Source organism: Neobacillus sp. FW104-15D2, from assembly GCF_058790155.1.
In genome coordinates, this window is record NZ_JBYTCJ010000001.1 from 261,998 (window position 1) to 280,463 (window position 18,466).

The following is an 18,466-nucleotide window of genomic DNA, read 5'->3' on the forward strand; positions in this document are numbered from 1 at the left end:
TGTAATAAGCCTTACATAAAACGTTCTACCTTGTCCCTCTTCTTCATAATGTTTAAGGAAGGGGGATGTCTAAATGAGGAAAGCAATAAAGACAGCGATAATATTAACAGCAGTCTGGCTGGCTGCTGGCAGCCAAATAACTGATTTTTATAAGGGCGTTATAAAAGCGGAGGTACTTCCTGCTGTGAAACATGGAGACCCCCTGTACCAGGTAATTGTTAAAAATGCTCCCAAATATACGATCAACCCTTCCAATGCAAAAATTGACCCTGTTTGGAAGACGATCCCCGGCTATAATGGTATAAAAGTGGATGTGCCTTCGTCCTATAGAGCTATGAAAAAAAGTGGACGGTTTGAAGAAAATAAACTGGTCTATGAACAAATAAGACCGGGAATACATCTTAACGATTTGCCGCCTGCGCCGATATATAAAGGGAACCCGGACAAACCAATGGTCAGTTTTGTGATAAATGTTGCGTGGGGAAATGAGTTTCTTCCTGATATGCTTGCTACACTTAAAAAGCATAATATCCATGCAAGTTTCTTTCTAGAGGGAAATTGGGTAAAGAAAAATCCAGAGCTTGCCAAAATGATTGTTGAAGCAGGACATGAGGTTGGAAACCACTCCTATTCACACCCTGATTTAAAACATATATCGGCTGAAAAAACGAGACAGGAGCTTCTTTCCACGAATGAGGTAATAGAAGCTACAACTGAAGTAAAAGTAAAATGGTTCGCCCCCCCGAGTGGCAGCTATCGGGACGAGACTATTAAAATTGCTAATGATTTAAAAATGAAAACCATCATGTGGACTGTTGATACAATTGATTGGCAAAAGCCTTCTCCTGATGCCATTATCGAACGTGTGGTAGGAAAAGCCGGCAATGGTTCTATTGTCCTCATGCACCCTACCGCTTCAACTGCCAAGGCACTTGGTCGCCTTATCAGTGGTCTCGAGAGAAAAAATTTAACAATTGGCACTATCTCTGATTTAATGAATGAAGAGAGGATTATCGAAAATAATCCGCAGAATTAGCAAAAAGTTGGAGAATATAAATATAAATTGATTTGCTGCGAAGGCGGACAATTGCCTATGAACAGGAGGATTTCTTTTGATCAAGAAATATACATGCCAAAATGGAGTAAGAATTGTACTTGAAAATATCCCGACTGTCAGATCCGTTGCCATTGGGGTATGGATCGGAACTGGGTCCAGAAACGAGTCACCTGAAAATAACGGGATTTCTCATTTCCTGGAGCATATGTTCTTTAAAGGAACCAAAACTAGATCTGCAAGGGAAATTGCCGAGTCATTTGACAGCATAGGCGGCCAGGTAAATGCTTTTACGTCAAAGGAATATACCTGCTATTACGCAAAAGTGCTGGACACTCATGCTCAATTCGCATTAGATGTTCTTTCTGACATGTTCTTTAATTCTACTTTTGTAGATGAGGAATTAAAAAAAGAGAAGAACGTAGTATTTGAAGAAATCAAAATGTATGAGGATACTCCGGATGACCTTGTTCACGATTTATTGGGCAAGGCTGTATATGGCAGCCATCCGCTTGGATATCCTATTTTGGGAACCGAAGAGACCCTTGAAACCTTCACTGGAGAGAAACTGCAGCAGTATATTCATGAGAGATACACACCAGACGATGTTGTTATTTCCATTGCAGGAAATGTTTCAGAAACCTTCATTAGTGAAGTAGAAAAGTACTTTGGTTCTTATGAAGGCGGAAAAGGGGAAAGAGGAGAAACAAAACCTGAATTCCATGCCGAGCGCATTGCGAGGAAAAAGGAAACTGAGCAGGCACACCTTTGTATTGGCTTTGAAGGTTTGCAGGTCGGCCATAAAGACATTTACAGTTTGATCACTCTTAACAATATTTTGGGCGGAAGCATGAGCAGCCGTTTGTTCCAGGATGTCCGTGAACAAAAAGGTCTTGCTTATTCAGTTTTCTCTTATCATTCTGCCTATCAGGACAGCGGTATTGTTACCGTTTATGGAGGTACAGGGGCTAAGCAGCTTGATACCCTGTATGAAACCATTCAGGAGACACTGGATAAGCTTAAGAAGGATGGTATTACTTCTAGGGAGCTTAGTAACAGTAAGGAACAGCTGAAGGGAAGCTTGATGCTAAGCCTGGAAAGCACAAACAGCCGAATGAGCCGAAATGGTAAAAATGAGCTTCTGTTAAAACGTCACCGTTCACTTGATGAAATTACGGAGCAAATTGACGAGGTTACAGAAAAGAGTGTAAATGAATTAGCCAATACTATTTTTACAGATCATTACTCTGTCTCTGTCATTGGACCTGAAGGTGAAATGCCTCAGAAATTGAGATAACCACTGAACATAAAGACAATAATCAAAACAGTCCTTTTAAGGGGCTGTTTTTTGTGTTTTTTGTTAAGTTACCTGGGTTTTGATTATTGGAGAATCGCTTATGCTGCTTGAATAGCATCATATTTAGGCGGAGCAATCTTTTTGTCCAGTTAAATTAAAGGACGCTGCTACTTCTATGGGAACGGAAAGCGCGAGACTCTTTCGGGAAAAGCGGGGCAAGGGAGACCCCACAGGCGTGTTAAGCGCCGAGGAGAAAGAAGAATGGAAGTGCCATGATTCAGCCACGACAAGCGCTGGCCGGCTAAAATCGCCACGTCCTGTGGCGACGCCGGCACTAGCACTTCCTGTGCGTCGAAGGGCCAGGCGCTGAAGTTTGACAGGCTTCCACACGCGAACGCCTGAAGTGAAAATTTTAAAAGTTTAAAGCTGCCTCATTTAATAAGTCTATTTTTAAAAATGCGCCGATAAACTAGTACTAAACACAACATGGAGGAGGCTGCCTATATTGCGTTTGAGTGAATTGAGCGGCAAAGAAATCGTAGATGTGAAAAAGGCTGAGCGTTTGGGTATCCTTGGACAGACAGATTTGGAAATTAATGAAGGAACCGGTCAAATACAGGCTCTCCTTATTCCTTCACTAAAATGGTTTGGGCTCAGAAAGCAGGGGGATGAGATAAGAGTTCCCTGGAGCCAAATCAAGAAAATTGGATCGGATATGATTATTATTGATGTTGCTGGGCAAGTCGAACAGGAGTAGTTTTTTTAAAAAAAATAGTTTATTAACCCAGGCATTATTTAGATGCCTGGGCTTTTTTTTTAGAAACGCTTTATATACTCACCGAAATGCTATTACGTTCATAAGATGTTGAAGTAATAAAAGAATGTAAAAGGATCTTTTGAAAAGAAGGTGAATGTTTTCATGCTGACAGGGATGCAGATTGCCGTTATCGGCGGAGATGCAAGACAGCTGGAAATTATCCGGAAGCTAACCGAGTTAGATGCCAAGTTATCATTGGTTGGCTTTGAGCAGCTAGATCATGCCTTTACTGGTGCTGTGAAGGAAAAAATAGATGAAGTTGATTTTTCTAATGTGGATGCTATCCTACTCCCCGTTCCAGGTACAAATCTAGAAGGGCAGGTTGAAACCATCTTTTCCAATGAAAAGGTGTATTTTACAGAAGAAATCTTACAGAAAACACCCGCATATTGTACGGTCTATTCTGGTATTACCAATAGTTATCTAAATGAGATTATCAGTAAGACAAAAAGAGAATTGGTTCAGCTCTTTGAGCGGGATGATGTTGCCATTTATAATTCAATTCCTACTGTAGAAGGAACCATCATGATGGCCATACAGCATACAGACTTTACAATCCATGGTTCAAATATTGCCGTTTTGGGTCTTGGAAGGGTTGGGATGAGTGTTGCCAGAACTTTTCACGCACTAGGTGCAAAGGTAAAGGTTGGAGCCAGAAAGAGCGAACATCTGGCAAGAATTACAGAAATGGGAGTGGAACCTTTCCATTTAAGCGATATAGAAAAAGAGGTTAGAGAAACAGATATTTTAATTAATACCATCCCGTATTTAATCGTAAGCGCCTCGGTTTTATCCAAACTGCCTGTGCATACTCTCATCATCGACCTGGCATCAAAACCAGGAGGAACGGATTTCCGCTATGCCGAAAAGCGTGGAATTAAAGCATTACTCGCACCGGGTCTTCCGGGAATTGTTGCGCCGAAAACAGCAGGACAGATTTTGGCGAATGTTATGTCTCAATTGCTGCATGAAAAGCTGGATAATAGAAAGGGGAACGCTCAATGAGCTTAAAGGGTAAACGTATCGGTTTTGGATTGACTGGTTCTCATTGCACGTATGATGCGGTATTTCCGGAAATAGAAAAGTTGGTAAATGCAGGGGCAGAGGTCCTTCCTGTCGTAACTTTTACCGTTCAAAGTACGGATACCAGATTTGGCAAAGGTGAAGATTGGATAACAAGGATCGAAGAGCTTACAGGGCATAAGGTAATCGACTCCATCGTTAAGGCGGAGCCGCTAGGACCCAGAATCCCTCTGGATTGTATGGTCATTGCTCCTTTGACTGGAAATACAATGAGTAAGTTCGCGAATGCCATGACAGATTCCCCCGTGTTAATGGCTGCAAAAGCTACATTAAGAAACCAGAAGCCTGTAGTGGTCGGTATCTCTACCAATGACGCGTTAGGCTTAAATGGTATGAATTTAATGAGATTAATGGCAACCAAAAATATTTTCTTTATTCCATTTGGGCAGGACGATCCTGTTAAAAAACCAAATTCAATGGTTGCCAGAATGACAATGTTAACTGAAACAATTGAAGAAGCAGTAAATGGAAAACAACTGCAGCCAGTACTGGTAGAAAGATATAAAGATCAGGATTAAGATTCCTTCTCTCGTAAGTTATATGGGTTATCCTTTCGGAGGGAATATGGTAAAATAAATTAATGCTTTTTAACTTACATCAATTAAGTTAGGAAGGGTGTTAATTTTTATTTTTCAGGAGCTTTAACGCATCCTGTCGATATTCCCGAAGAAAGTAACCAAGAGATTTTTGAAACTGCAGAGAGAGTGGAAGGGGTTTTTGGAATGAAAAAGCAAAACGGATACCATGTTGCCGTTGTTGGTGCAACAGGCGCGGTTGGACAGCAAATGATTCAAACATTAATGAACCGGAACTTTCCAATTGAAAAATTAACATTATTATCTTCTGCCAGATCAGCTGGAACTACAAAAGTAATCAATGGCAAAGAATATACGATACAGGAAGCAAAGCCTGAGAGCTTTGAAGGCGTAGACATTGCTCTGTTCAGTGCGGGCGGCAGCGTGTCAAAAGAACTTGCACCTGAAGCGGCAAAACGGGGAGCAATTGTTGTAGATAATACAAGCGCATTCAGAATGGTAGAAAACATTCCTTTAGTGGTACCAGAAGTAAATGAAGAAGATTTGCACAAGCACAATAATATTATTGCAAATCCAAACTGTTCTACCATCCAAATGGTAGTCGCTCTTGAGCCAGTGAGGAAAAAATACGGCTTAAAGAAAATCATTGTTTCAACTTATCAAGCTGTTTCCGGAGCGGGAGCAGTAGCAATAGAAGAATTAAGAGCGCAGACAAAAGCTATTGCAAATGGTGAAAAGCCAGAAGCAAACATTCTTCCAGTAAAAAGCGGTGAAAAGCATTATCAGATAGCCTATAATGCTATTCCTCAAATCGATAAATTTGAAGAAAATGGCTTTACATTTGAAGAAATGAAAATGATCAATGAAACGAAAAAAATTATGCACATGCCAGAACTGCAGGTTTCTGCGACATGTGTAAGGCTTCCAGTAGAGACAGGCCATTCAGAATCCGTTTATTTTGAGATAAATCAGGATGGCGTTAGTGCCGATGAAATTAAGGCTCTTCTTAAAGATGCTCCAGGAATAGTACTGCAGGATGATCCGGCTAACCAGGTATATCCAATGCCTGCTAACTGTATCGGTTCAAACGATGTGTTTGTTGGCCGTATCAGAAAAGACCTGGATGAGTCTCGCGGATTCCATATGTGGGTTGTTTCCGATAACCTTTTAAAAGGGGCAGCCTGGAATTCAGTACAGATTGCTGAAAGTTTAATGAAACTAGATATAATCTAAGGGTTGTGTTTAATAATGTTGATTGGAGCGGAAAGCGAGCGCCGTGAGCAAAAATCAACAAGCATGTTTAAAAAAGATAGACAACACGAAGGCAGGTTTGAGGTGTAATAATGAAACTTATTGTTCAGAAATTTGGCGGAACGTCAGTAAAAGATGAAAAAAGCCGGATGCATGCCCTTAGGCATATAAAGCAGGCATTATCTGACGGGTACAAAGCGGTTGTGGTTGTATCTGCCATGGGCCGAAAAGGAGATCCGTACGCAACAGACACCTTGCTTTCCTTAATTGGCGGGAACCTCAGCAAGATTAGCAAACGGGAACATGATTTACTTCTTTCCTGCGGGGAAGTTATTTCGAGTGTAGTCTTTTCCAATATGCTCCTTGAACATGGAATCAATGCAACAGCCTTAACTGGTGCACAGGCAGGGTTTCGGACCAATTCAGACCATTCCAATGCGAAAATAATGGAGATGAAATGCGACCGCCTCCATAGGGAACTCGAGACTTCAGATGTAGTTGTAGTAGCCGGCTTTCAGGGAGCTGCCAAAAATGGTGATGTTACTACGATTGGACGCGGCGGAAGTGATACATCGGCAGCAGCCCTTGGTGCTGCTTTAAATGCGGAATGGATTGATATTTTTACCGATGTCGAAGGAATTATGACAGCAGATCCACGTATCGCTGAAAACGCCAGGCCATTATCTGTTGTAACTTATACAGAGGTCTGCAACATGGCTTATCAGGGTGCAAAGGTTATTCACCCCCGCGCGGTAGAGATTGCGATGCAGGCAAAGGTTCCCATTCGGATTCGCTCTACGTATTCGGATAGTCCTGGAACTCTCGTTACCACTCTTAATAAGGAAAACAGGGGCAGCGACATTAAAGAAAGGCCTGTAACAGGAATTGCTCATGTATCAAATGTGACTCAAATTAAAGTTACTGCTAAAAAAGGGCAGTATGACCTTCAGGCAGAAGTCTTCAAGGCTATGGCAAATGAAAAAATCAGTGTAGACTTTATTAATATTTCTCCAAATGGAGTGGTTTACACGGTTTCGGAGGAAATGACCAATAAAGCAATCGAGGTATTGGAAAGCCTTGGTCATGACCCAGCCTTGGAACATAATTGTGCGAAGGTATCAGTCGTGGGAGCAGGAATGGCTGGAATGCCAGGCGTTGCATCAATAATTGTCGTTGCTCTTTCTGAACAGGGAGTGAGGATACTGCAATCGGCTGACAGCCATACTACTATTTGGGTTCTGGTTAAGCAGGAGGATCTAGTTAAGTCAGTAAATGCCCTCCATGATGCCTTTGAATTGGAAAAAGAACATCTGGAATATGAAAAGAAAGATCTGTAATTAGCAGTAAAGGATCACTAATAAATAAAAAGGATAACCTCCGGGCTGGTGAACAGTAATTTGTCCAATCAGCCCGGGCGGGTGGAGGGAGCAGAATAAATGGCTATTTTCGGACGAGTATCTACCGCAATGATTACCCCTTTTGATAAAAAAGGACATATTGATTTTGCAAAAACAACTCAGCTTATTAATTATTTAATTGAAAATGGAACAGAATCGCTGGTTGTTGCCGGAACAACTGGAGAATCACCAACCTTATCAAAAGAAGAAAAGCTGGCTTTATTTGACCATGTTGTTAAAGCGGTTGATAAAAGGGTCCCTGTTATTGCGGGAACAGGAAGCAATAATACTTACGCCTCTATTGAACTGACCAAAAAAGCAGAGCAAGTCGGCGTTGATGCCATTATGGTGGTTGCTCCATATTATAATAAGCCTAACCAGGAAGGGCTTTATCAGCACTTTAAAGCTGTGGCTGAGTCAACAACCCTGCCAGTAATGGTTTATAATATACCAGGCCGTTCTGTTGTAAATATTCTTCCTGACACCATTATCCGCCTAGCGGAGATTCCAAATATTGTGGCAGTTAAGGAAGCAAGCGGCGATCTAAATGCAATGACACGGGTCATTGCCAACACTTCTGATGATTTCTATCTTTACAGCGGTGATGACGGAATTACTCTTCCTGTACTAGCCATTGGCGGGGCAGGAATCGTTTCGGTTGCATCCCATGTAATTGGAAAAGAAATGCAGGAAATGGTTCAAGCGTTTTTAAACAAAGAAAATGAAAAGGCTGCTCTCCTCCATCAGAAGCTGCTCCCGATCATGCAAGGACTTTTTACAGCACCAAGCCCATCTCCAGTGAAAACTGCGCTGCAGTTAAAGGGATTGGATGTTGGTTCAGTCCGCCTGCCTATGGTGCCGCTAACCGAACAGGAAAGAGCAACATTGGCGTCACTTTTAAATCTGTAAATAATACAAAGCCAGCAGGAAAATTCCTGCTGGCTTTTCTTTAGATTATTTTTAAACGCATGCAACTGCGGCCATCGGCAAGTCTGGCATTCGCTGGATATCTTTATATTTGTGATTTGTTATTAATTGCCGCATTATTAGCCTTGATTCGAAGACCATTGACTATTATTAGAATGGCAATCACAGTTGTGATAAGCAGGCCATGCATGCTCGCTACCATTTCAGGCAGAGACAGGTTTTTTAATAGAAGAGGTACAACCAGAAATCCAAGTGCAAATCCCAGGGATTTTAACAAATTTCCTACTCCAAAAATTCTTCCGCGAATCGAATTATCTGCTTTTTGAAGAATAGTGGAGTAAAGCGTCGTAAATGCCGCATCAAAAATCCCTGTAAAAAAAGCAAAAGGAAAGACAACCAGTGGATTAACGGATGACAGAAAAGTGATAAAACCCACAGACATTAGAGAAGCGGAGACAAAGCCGACTACATAAAGCCGATTTCCCGTCAGCCACTTAAGCTTTGGCAGAATGATTGTGGATAGCACGGAACCTACTCCCCATACTCCCCAAATAAACCCGTAGAAAAGACTCTGCCGCCCTGGATCCATTTTTTCGGCCAGTAAAGGAATCCCGATATTGTGCGAACTACCTGCAAAGGCCCCCACCAAAAATACAATATTAATCATGAGAAGATAGGGAGCTAATTTAATATAAGAATAAACCTCTTTAAGATCGAGACCAATGGCTCTAATTTTCTCTTTTACACCATTTGCCAATGGTTTCATCTGGGGCTCCGCTTGCTTCCAGTTCATTTTCATTAATACACAGGCGGAAACGATATAAGTAATAGCATCAACAAAAAGGGTGGCTTTGAATCCCAAAAAGCTAGTAATGATACCAGAGGAGATAAAACCTGCAACCATACTGATGGAGGTCAGCCGTGAGATAAGAGAGTTCGTTTCGAGTACTTTATCTTCTCCAAAAATTTGGGGAGTTTCAGCACTGAAGCTGACGGCAAAAAAGCTTCCGCTTAACCCAATGAATAAAGAAACTGCTGTTATCATCACTGGATTAGGAAAAGGAATGACAAGGAGGATAATAGCCCCCCTAAACCAGTCTGTAATAATCATAATTTTTCTTCTGTCAAACCTGTCTGCCACCAGGCCGGACAAAATGCTGGAAATGACACCTCCGAAGGTGCGCAGTGCCATAGAGGCGGCAAGCCATCCCGAGCTTCCTGTAGCGGCGTAAACAACCGCATTTAATGCGATCATATCCATAAAGGATCCGAGGTCGGAAAAAGCTTTTACATATAAGTAGATTTTTCTGTTCATGTTGTACATCCTTTTTTTATAAGTTGGCTGTTAATCATTTATTTAATTGTAAGGGAATCTGCCAGACTCCATTGGAAAAACGGGCAGGGGAAACCACACAGGCGCATAGCGCCGAGTAGGCTCCCGATACTCCCGCGGAAAGCGAGTGCCCTAAGCGAAAAACAACAGCCTAGTTTAACAGAGTCTTTAATAAACAACCGTAAAATTTAACAGTTAAATATTATTGTAAGATTCGGTTACTTGTTTCGCAATACGAAATTTATCTTCTTTTATGAAATTTCTGATAAAGTTAAGAATCAAAAAACAAAAGGTATACGGTAATTGGTTGTAAAGCCTTTCAAATTTCAAGTATAATGGTTGTAACTGATTTCGATCGGCATAAGAACAAAGTAGGAGGAAGCTTAACTTGAGAAAGAGAAAGAATAACACCATCAAGCTTATAGCGCTTGGAGGAGTAGGAGAAATAGGCAAAAATATGTACGTGGTAGAAGTGGACAAGGATATATTTGTCGTCGATGCCGGCTTAATGTTCCCCGAGGATGAAATGCTAGGCATTGATGTCGTAATTCCTGACATTACCTACCTTACTGATAATAAGGAAAGAGTAAAAGCAATTTTCCTTACACATGGCCATGAAGACCATATTGGAGCCTTAACCTATGTACTCCGCAAAATTGATGTTCCTGTATACGGAACACGCTTAACACTGGCTCTTGCCCAGGCAAAAATGAAGGAACAGGACTTTATAGGGAATCCGGAGTTTATTGAAGTTGATTCAAGTTCGGTTATTGAAATGGAGTCTGTTAGTGTAAGCTTTTTTAGAACAAATCACAGCATTCCTGACTCTGTGGGAATTTCCTTCCATACATCTGAGGGAGCGATTGTGCATACAGGGGATTTTAAGTTTGACCAGGCAGCTACAGAATTGTATAAAGCTGATATCGGTAAAATGGCTGGAATAGGAGAAAAGGGTGTACTATGCCTTCTTTCAGACAGCACAGATGCAGAAAAACCAGGTTATACAGTGTCTGAAGCAAATGTAGCACAGGAAATGAGCAAAGTATTTTTCAATGCACCAGGAAGAATTATTGCAGCCTGTTTTGCATCTGATGTAAATAGGATTCAGCATGTTTTTGATTCCGCACTTGAAAGCGGCAGAAAGGTAGCTGTAGTAGGGAAAAGTCTCGAGCGCATTTACCATATTGCCCTTGACCTGGGCTATTTGAATATAGCTGAAGAACTCATTATTCCAATTTCGGACATCTCCAAATATGCTGAAAGGGAAATTGTTGTTCTTACAACAGGCAGCCAGGGTGAACCGATTGAAGCTTTGCAAAAAATGGCCAAGCAAACTCATAAACAAGTAAATATCCAAAAAGGAGATACTGTTTTAATAGCTGCTTCCCCGTTAAAGGGCAGCGAGGTATTTTTGTTTAAAACCGTTGATATGCTTTTCCGTGCGGGCGCAAACGTGATATCCGGCAGACGGACCATTCACGCCTCGAGCCATGGAAGCCAGGAAGAATTAAAATTCATGATTAATTTAATGAATCCAAAATTCTTTATTCCCGTTCATGGTGAGTACAGAATGCTGAAGGCTCATATGAAAGTAGCACAGGCATGCGGAATTCCATCCAAAAATATCTATATTGCCGAAAAAGGGGAAGTTATTGAATTCAAGGATGGTAAAATGATGCCAGGAGGCAAGGTGCCATCAGGAAATGTTCTAATTGATGGCATTGGAGTAGGGGACGTAGGCAATATAGTTCTTCGTGACAGACGCCTTTTATCCCAGGATGGCATTTTGATTGTAGTTGTTACTCTTTCGAGAAGAGAGAAAAATATAGTTGCAGGACCTGAAATCATCTCCCGTGGATTTGTGTATGTCCGTGAATCCGAGAAATTAATGGATGATTCCGTAAAGCTGGTTAGAGACGTTGTAGAAAAGAATGTTGCAAAAGAATCATTTGACTGGTCCAGCTTAAAGCAGGAAATGAGAGATGAGCTGAACAGGTTCTTGTTTGAAAAAACAAAAAGAAGACCAATGATCATGCCGATCATTATGGAAGTAGCAGAGAAAAAAGCATAAGAATAATTGGGAACACTGCGGGCGAAAATGCTTAGACCACTGAAAAAGTTCTCTATGAGTAGCTTTGATAAATTGGCCGGTTGATTTCCACTTCAGGATGCTTTGCTTTCCACGGTGCGTGCGGTGAGCCTCCTCAGCACTAAAGCGACTGGGGTCTCCCTTGTCCCGCTGATCCCGCAGGACATTGAGCCTCTTTGAATCAACACCGCACGAAGGAAATGCGGTAGCATTTTCGAGGAGTCTCGCACATTCCGTTGCAATTAACCAAATGCTATTGGATAATTTTAACCAAAAACAAGAAAGGTCAAATCCCTTTAAGGGGATCTGACCTTTTTTATTTTATAATGCAGATAATCTATTTCGAAAGGGGTGGTTGCAGATCAAAAGGACCGGACGCTGGTGGAAGAAAACAGACAGGCAGTATGGGAAGCGTACGAGGTGTGCTGTATTTAAAAAGGTTTCAATAAGCTGCGGAGGGAACAACCCGATCAAGAAGAGTCGCCGTATGTCCTTATCACTCCATTTAAGTAGTACATCATCATATTTTGTACCATGTGTTTCTAATTCTACAGGAATGAATTTACCTTAAAGGATAATACTAACCATATATTATGCCTGAAGGGAGAACTAAGGATGAATAATGACTATACACAAAATGAAATGGAGCAGGAGCCACAAAAGGAAGAAAGGCCTGCTTCAGCTCTTATAGAAAAAATCCAGCAGCTTGGCCAAACTAACGTACCGCAGCTTTCCAGTGATTCTAAGATCCATTGCCTCACAATAATTGGCCAGATTGAAGGCCATCTTGCACTGCCGCCGCAAAATAAAACGACTAAGTATGAGCATTTACTTCCGCAACTAGTCGCTATCGAACAAAACCCGAATATCGAAGGTCTTCTTGTTGTTCTAAATACAGTGGGCGGTGATGTGGAAGCGGGTCTTGCAATTTCAGAAATGCTTGCGTCGCTTTCAAAGCCCACCGTTTCCATTGTTTTAGGCGGAGGCCATTCTATTGGAGTACCGATTGCAGTATCATGCGATTACTCTTTTATAGTAGAAACAGCCACGATGACGATACACCCAATTCGACTTACGGGCTTGGTTATTGGAGTTCCGCAGACATTTGAATATCTTGATAAGATGCAGGAGCGCGTCGTTAATTTTGTAACGAAGCATTCACATATAACAGAAGAAACATTCAAGGATTTAATGTTTGCAAAAGGAAACCTGACAAGAGATATCGGTACAAATGTAATTGGAACAGATGCAGTAAAGTCAGGCCTGATTGATGAAGTCGGTGGGCTGGGTTTAGCTATGAAGAAACTTAATGAGATGATCGAGCTTAATAAATCGCAAAGTACTGAGGGGCTGGTTCAATGATTCTTTATACAGTTATGCCGCTTGAACAGGTTTTTCCTGAAGAAAGCTCTGTTTACGGAAAAGTACAGCAGGTAACATTTCAAGGAATCCCCCTCATGGTGGAAGCGGACGATTTCCAATATGCCAGGGTTGTGCGGGTTTTAAGTACAAATCCACAGGATTATCTCGATGAAAGATGCTGTCCGGGCACCAAAATTTCTTTTTCATTTCTGGAAGGTTTGTCCTCATAAAGGCGACATTATGGTATAATCAGGGTAGGGAGACAAAGGCAGCCAAATGAGGCTGCTTTCTTCCTTTACTACATATTTATGAGGACTATGCGAGGTAAAACCAAACCAGAGAAGATATATTAAAAGAAACATAAGGTGATCAAATGGCCAAAAAAAAGCGAAGACAAACTAGAAAAAAAGATAATCCCTTAAAAAGAACAGCCCAATTTGAATTGACAGGGCTTGTTTTATTATCTTTATCCATCATTGCCGCAGCGGATTTGGGCCGGGCAGGGAAAGTGTTCATTAACTTTTTCCGTTTTTGGATGGGTGAATGGTACATAATTAGTGTGATTGGGCTAATGATTTGCAGTATTTATTTAATGTGGAAAAGAGAAGTTCCTTTTTTCTTTAACAGGAGATTAATAGGGCTTTACTTTCTTATTGGCTCTATTTTATTATTCGACCATATTTATCTCTTTCACTCTTTGTCTAAGGACGGAGCATTTGAAAATGCAAGTGTTATAAAGAGGACCTTCAATCTTTATAAGGATGAAATATACGGAAGAACCAGTACACATGAGCTTGGAGGCGGCATGATCGGGGCTGTGCTTTTTGCCATGACATACTTCCTTTTTGCTGAAACAGGGGCAAAGCTGGTTGCAGTTCTTTTTATCCTGATAGGGATTACCTTGCTTACAGGCAGGACAGTTGGGGATGCATTGGGAAGAATCCTTCCAGCACTTTTTGGTTTTTCGAAAAATCAGTGGGATGCATTTAAGACAGATGTTTCAGAGTGGAAACAGCAAAGACAGGAAAATCGTTCTGAGCAAAAAGAAGAGAAGAAAAAAGAACGGACTGAAAAAAGAGCCACTGCACCGGCAGCAGTTACAACAATACCTCCGGCCAATACAGAGCCTGCGGAGGATATTATCCCTGAACCGCTAATCTCGAGCTTTGCAGACCGTGCCTACCCTGAAGACAGACAGCCCAAAGAAGTGCATGAAGAAACCAAGGCGAAAGGTAAACCGGATAAAGCGGAGCCAGAAGAAGATACATCACTTCCTATTACCTTTACAGAGGTTGAAAATGCGGCATATGAGCTGCCTCCGTTAAGGCTATTAAAACTTCCAGGTAAGACAGACCAAAGCGGGGAATATGAATTAATCCATGCTAATGCTGCCAAGCTTGAAAGAACCTTCCAAAGCTTTGGTGTTAAAGCACGTGTTACCCAGGTCCACTTAGGCCCGGCTGTTACAAAGTACGAAGTGCATCCGGATGTGGGTGTTAAGGTTAGCAAAATCGTAAGCTTAAATGATGATTTGGCTTTAGCGTTAGCGGCCAAAGATATCCGAATAGAAGCCCCTATTCCAGGAAAATCAGCTATCGGAATTGAAGTTCCAAACTCAGAGGTAGCAATGGTATCATTGCGGGAGGTACTGGAATCAAAGCAAAACGATAAGCCTGATGCCAAGCTCCTTATTGGGCTGGGGAGAGATATTACGGGTGAAGCTGTTTTAGCCGAATTAAACAAAATGCCCCATCTTCTTGTTGCCGGTGCAACAGGAAGCGGAAAAAGCGTATGCATAAATGGCATTATAACGAGCCTCTTAATGAGAGCTAAGCCTCATGAAGTGAAACTGATGATGATCGATCCCAAAATGGTTGAATTGAATGTGTATAACGGTGTCCCGCATTTGCTTGCTCCAGTAGTAACCGATGCTAAAAAGGCATCTCAGGCTCTAAAAAAAGTTGTTAGCGAGATGGAACGCCGCTATGAATTATTCTCCCATACGGGAACAAGAAACATTGAAGGCTATAATGACCACGTGAGAAAACACAATATGGAGGAAAACGATAAGCAGCCTATGCTTCCTTATATTGTGGTAATCGTCGATGAGTTAGCGGATTTAATGATGGTTGCTTCTTCCGATGTAGAAGATTCCATTACACGTCTGGCTCAAATGGCCCGTGCTGCCGGTATACATTTAATAATCGCAACCCAGCGCCCTTCAGTTGATGTTATCACAGGTGTCATAAAGGCCAATATTCCTTCGAGGATTGCTTTTGCTGTTTCCAGTATGACGGATTCAAGAACCATATTGGATATGGGGGGAGCGGAAAAGCTTCTGGGCAGGGGAGATATGCTGTTCCTTCCAGTTGGTTCTTCAAAGCCTGTCAGGGTCCAGGGAGCATTTTTATCTGATGAAGAAGTAGAAGATACAGTGAATTTCGTAATCTCCCAGCAAAAGGCTCAATATCAGGAGGAAATGATCCCTGATGATATCCCTGAAGCCAGTGGTGAAGTGGATGACGATTTATATGAGGGTGCAGTTGATTTGATTGTGGAGATGCAAACTGCTTCTGTTTCTATGCTGCAACGACGTTTCCGGATTGGATATACAAGGGCAGCCCGCCTTATTGATGAGATGGAGGCCAGGGGAGTTGTAGGGCCTTATGAAGGCAGCAAGCCACGTACAGTTTTAGTAACCAAACCGAAAGAAGAAGCAAGTTCATAATAAAAGACTCTATTCGGTTAATAGATGACAGAACCAGAACTTGTCCATTAGAAAAGGTCTTTCATACGGGTTATCAAAGACAATAAGAGTCGCAGCACCAAAAAATATTTAAATCAATCAGCAAAGTTTCTCAAACGCCGGCTTTTTAGCTGGCGTTTATTTTGCCTAATAAGAATTTATATTCTGTTTTCTAAAACACGACCTATTTATATAGACATATCAAGTTAAAAGGTTATACTATTGAAAGCCTTTTCAAAGTAGTTAAAAAACTTGTTTGAACCCCAAAAAACAGGTAAATGTAAGCATGTCCAATATACTATTATATCAAATAAAAGGATGCAGAATTACGTGAATTTTGACAATTAAAATCATTTTAGCTTTTTTCGACAAAATCAATAAATGCTATTTATTTATACCTTTAAAAATGTTATAGTATTTTCGATTAGTAGGAATGATTATACATCAGATGTCTGATGTCTTAGGAAAAAAGGCTGGAGGAACCTGCATGTCTATTAAGTCAGATAACCGACATTTGTACTTACAAGTTATCGATCGGTTAAAGCAAGATATTGAAGAAGGGATATATAAAGAAAGAGAAAAATTGCCTTCCGAATTCGATCTTGCTAAACATCTGGGTGTTAGCAGGGCTACCCTTCGAGAAGCATTGCGCATACTTGAAGAGGAAAACGTAATTATCCGGCGCCATGGCGTTGGAACATTCGTAAATGCCAAACCACTATTTACCTCAGGGATCGAACAGCTTAACAGTGTCACGAACATGATTAAGCAGGCAGGTATGAAACCAGGGACTATTTTCCTGAGTTCATCAACCCAGGGAGCTACCGAAGAGGATATTCGCCGTTTTTCTTGCTCACCAGATGAAGAAATTATTTTGATTGAAAGGGTTCGAACCGCCAATGGAGATCCGGTCGTATATTGCATCGACAAGGTTCCAGAACATATTTTCCCCGATAATCTTCCCAGAGGAGAAGAGTCTATCTTCAATATCCTTGAAGAACAGGCTAATCGGAGGATTACATACGCGGTGACCCAGATTGAGCCACTTGGCTATCATGAAAAAATATCTCCTATCCTGGAATGCGAGCCGGAAACCGCTTTGCTTGTTTTAAAGCAAATGCATTTTGATGAAACGGATGAACTAATACTTTATTCGGTAAACTACTTTAGGGCAGATAAGTTCAGTTTTCAGGTTCTGAGAAAAAGAGTTTAATTTTTTATCATTCTTGGAAACGCAAACAAGATTTTCTTTTTAGACGTTTCTACTAAATCAAACAACATTCTCTAGGGGGGAAAATACCTTGAAAAAGCGTAAATTTGGCCTAGCTTTATCGCTTGTCTTAGCTGCCGGAACACTTTTAGGAGCTTGTGGTAAATCAAATGATGATACCAAAAACAATGCATCCAAAGGTGAAAACAAAGAAAAAGCCTACACAGTTGCCATGGTTACTGACGTCGGTGGTGTTGATGACAAATCTTTCAACCAATCTGCTTGGAAAGGTCTTCAAGATTACGGTAAAGAAAATGGCCTGGAGAAAGGTAAAAATGGTTTTGACTACCTTCAATCCACATCTGATGCTGACTATTCCACAAACCTAAATACTCTATCACGTCAAGGTTACAACTTGGTATTTGGGATTGGTTTCTTAATGCATAACGCTGTTGAGGAAATTGCAAAGCAACAGCCAAAAAGCAATTTTGCAATTATTGATGATGAAGTAAAACAGCCAAACGTAGCAAGTGTTTTATTTAAAGAGCAAGAAGCTGCATTCCTTGCAGGTGTAGCAGCAGCATTACAAACTAAATCAAATAAAATTGGTTTCATCGGCGGTATGAAAATTCCTGTTATCGAACGTTTCGAAGCTGGATTCCTAGCTGGTGTTCAAGCTGCTAAGCCTGAAGCGAAAGTTGATGTTCAATATTCAGGAGCATTTGACAAAGCAGAACTTGGTCAAACCATTGCTTCAAAAATGTATGCTTCTGGTGACGATGTTGTATTCCATGCTGCTGGTGCAACTGGAAACGGATTATTCAAAGAAGCTACTGACCTTAAGAAGAAGAATCCTGATAAAGAAATTTGGGCAATTGGTGTAGACCAAGACCAAAGCTTCATGGGTCCGGACGTAGTTCTTACATCTGCAATGAAACGTGTTGACCTTGCTGTTAAAGATGTTTCTGATAAAGCTAAAGATGGCAACTTCCCTGGCGGCCAAACAACAGTTTATGGCTTACATGAAGATGGCGTTGGCTTAGCTCCAGTAAACAGCAAAGCTTCTGCTAAAGATGCAATCGATAAAGCTGTAAAAGAATGGACAGACAAAATTAAAGATGGTTCAGTTAAAGTTCCTGGAACACTTAAAGAGCTAAAAACTTTTAGCGCAAAATAATCAATCCATTTGGAATAAGCGGGTAAATTACCGCCCGCCTATTCCTTTTTCATGAAAGAAAACTTTAATTGAAGTGTAGAATCGGTGATTCTACCTTTCACTTAGAGTTTTACAGAGGGAGGTTTCCCTGTTTTTTTTAAGGAGAAAAGTCTGACCTCTTACTACTTATGAAAAATTTCCAAAAACC

15 protein-coding genes are annotated in these 18,466 nt (G+C 41.1%); 14 read left to right on the plus strand and 1 reads right to left on the minus strand.

The genetic code is table 11. The features are described 5' to 3' along the window. Positions 1–73 precede the first annotated feature (73 nt). From AC3WR0_RS01335 to dapA, 8 genes are all read left to right on the plus strand, one after another. Entirely contained in the window at positions 74–1,036 is a 963-nt protein-coding gene (locus AC3WR0_RS01335; protein ID WP_492550647.1) for a polysaccharide deacetylase family protein, read from the plus strand. A 76-nt stretch (positions 1,037–1,112) separates the two neighbouring features. Further along, complete coding sequence (locus AC3WR0_RS01340; RefSeq protein WP_492550648.1) at positions 1,113–2,351, plus strand: M16 family metallopeptidase; 1,239 nt, start codon at positions 1,113–1,115, stop codon at positions 2,349–2,351. Positions 2,352–2,856: 505 nt separating this feature from the next. Beyond that, positions 2,857–3,108, plus strand: a complete 252-nt coding sequence (locus AC3WR0_RS01345) for a YlmC/YmxH family sporulation protein (protein ID WP_027322391.1) — start codon at positions 2,857–2,859, stop codon at positions 3,106–3,108. 162 nt (positions 3,109–3,270) lie between these two features. After that, entirely contained in the window at positions 3,271–4,173 is a 903-nt protein-coding gene (dpaA, locus tag AC3WR0_RS01350) for a dipicolinic acid synthetase subunit A (protein ID WP_027322392.1), read from the plus strand. Next, positions 4,170–4,769, plus strand: coding sequence for a dipicolinate synthase subunit B (dpaB, locus tag AC3WR0_RS01355; RefSeq protein ID WP_492550649.1), 600 nt, complete (start codon positions 4,170–4,172; stop codon positions 4,767–4,769). Before dpaA ends, dpaB begins: the two co-directional genes overlap by 4 nt. A gap of 204 nt (positions 4,770–4,973) precedes the next feature. Then, entirely contained in the window at positions 4,974–6,020 is a 1,047-nt protein-coding gene (gene asd / locus AC3WR0_RS01360) for an aspartate-semialdehyde dehydrogenase (RefSeq protein ID WP_492550650.1), read from the plus strand. A 110-nt stretch (positions 6,021–6,130) separates the two neighbouring features. After that, complete coding sequence (dapG, locus tag AC3WR0_RS01365) at positions 6,131–7,375, plus strand: aspartate kinase (RefSeq protein ID WP_492550651.1); 1,245 nt, start codon at positions 6,131–6,133, stop codon at positions 7,373–7,375. A gap of 99 nt (positions 7,376–7,474) precedes the next feature. Beyond that, the gene (gene dapA / locus AC3WR0_RS01370) at positions 7,475–8,344 is read left to right on the plus strand and encodes a 4-hydroxy-tetrahydrodipicolinate synthase (protein ID WP_027322396.1); all 870 of its coding nucleotides are present in this window, start codon (positions 7,475–7,477) and stop codon (positions 8,342–8,344) included. A 103-nt stretch (positions 8,345–8,447) separates the two neighbouring features. Here the strand turns inward: dapA and AC3WR0_RS01375 are convergent, their stop codons facing one another. Next, positions 8,448–9,677 carry an MFS transporter gene (locus AC3WR0_RS01375; protein ID WP_492550652.1) on the minus strand — a complete coding sequence of 410 codons (1,230 nt, stop codon included), beginning with the start codon at positions 9,675–9,677 and terminating at the stop codon, positions 8,448–8,450. Positions 9,678–10,083: 406 nt separating this feature from the next. Here AC3WR0_RS01375 and AC3WR0_RS01380 point away from each other — a divergent pair, with 406 nt between their 5' ends. The 6 genes from AC3WR0_RS01380 to AC3WR0_RS01405 all read left to right on the plus strand — a co-directional run bounded on the left by AC3WR0_RS01380 (position 10,084) and on the right by AC3WR0_RS01405 (position 18,279). Beyond that, positions 10,084–11,766, plus strand: coding sequence for a ribonuclease J (locus AC3WR0_RS01380; protein WP_492550653.1), 1,683 nt, complete (start codon positions 10,084–10,086; stop codon positions 11,764–11,766). A gap of 660 nt (positions 11,767–12,426) precedes the next feature. Next, a complete protein-coding gene (locus AC3WR0_RS01385; protein ID WP_492550713.1) occupies positions 12,427–13,146 on the plus strand; it encodes a ClpP family protease in 720 nt (239 codons plus the stop codon). Further along, positions 13,143–13,376: a YlzJ-like family protein gene (locus AC3WR0_RS01390; protein ID WP_492550654.1), complete on the plus strand. Its 234-nt coding sequence runs from the start codon at positions 13,143–13,145 to the stop codon at positions 13,374–13,376. Before AC3WR0_RS01385 ends, AC3WR0_RS01390 begins: the two co-directional genes overlap by 4 nt. Before the next feature lie 143 nt (positions 13,377–13,519). Then, complete coding sequence (locus tag AC3WR0_RS01395; protein WP_492550655.1) at positions 13,520–15,874, plus strand: FtsK/SpoIIIE family DNA translocase; 2,355 nt, start codon at positions 13,520–13,522, stop codon at positions 15,872–15,874. A gap of 505 nt (positions 15,875–16,379) precedes the next feature. Then, on the plus strand, positions 16,380–17,105 hold the full coding sequence (locus tag AC3WR0_RS01400; protein ID WP_492550656.1) for a GntR family transcriptional regulator: 726 nt from the start codon (positions 16,380–16,382) through the stop codon (positions 17,103–17,105). 88 nt (positions 17,106–17,193) lie between these two features. Beyond that, on the plus strand, positions 17,194–18,279 hold the full coding sequence (locus AC3WR0_RS01405; protein WP_492550657.1) for a BMP family lipoprotein: 1,086 nt from the start codon (positions 17,194–17,196) through the stop codon (positions 18,277–18,279). Positions 18,280–18,466: the final 187 nt, after the last annotated feature.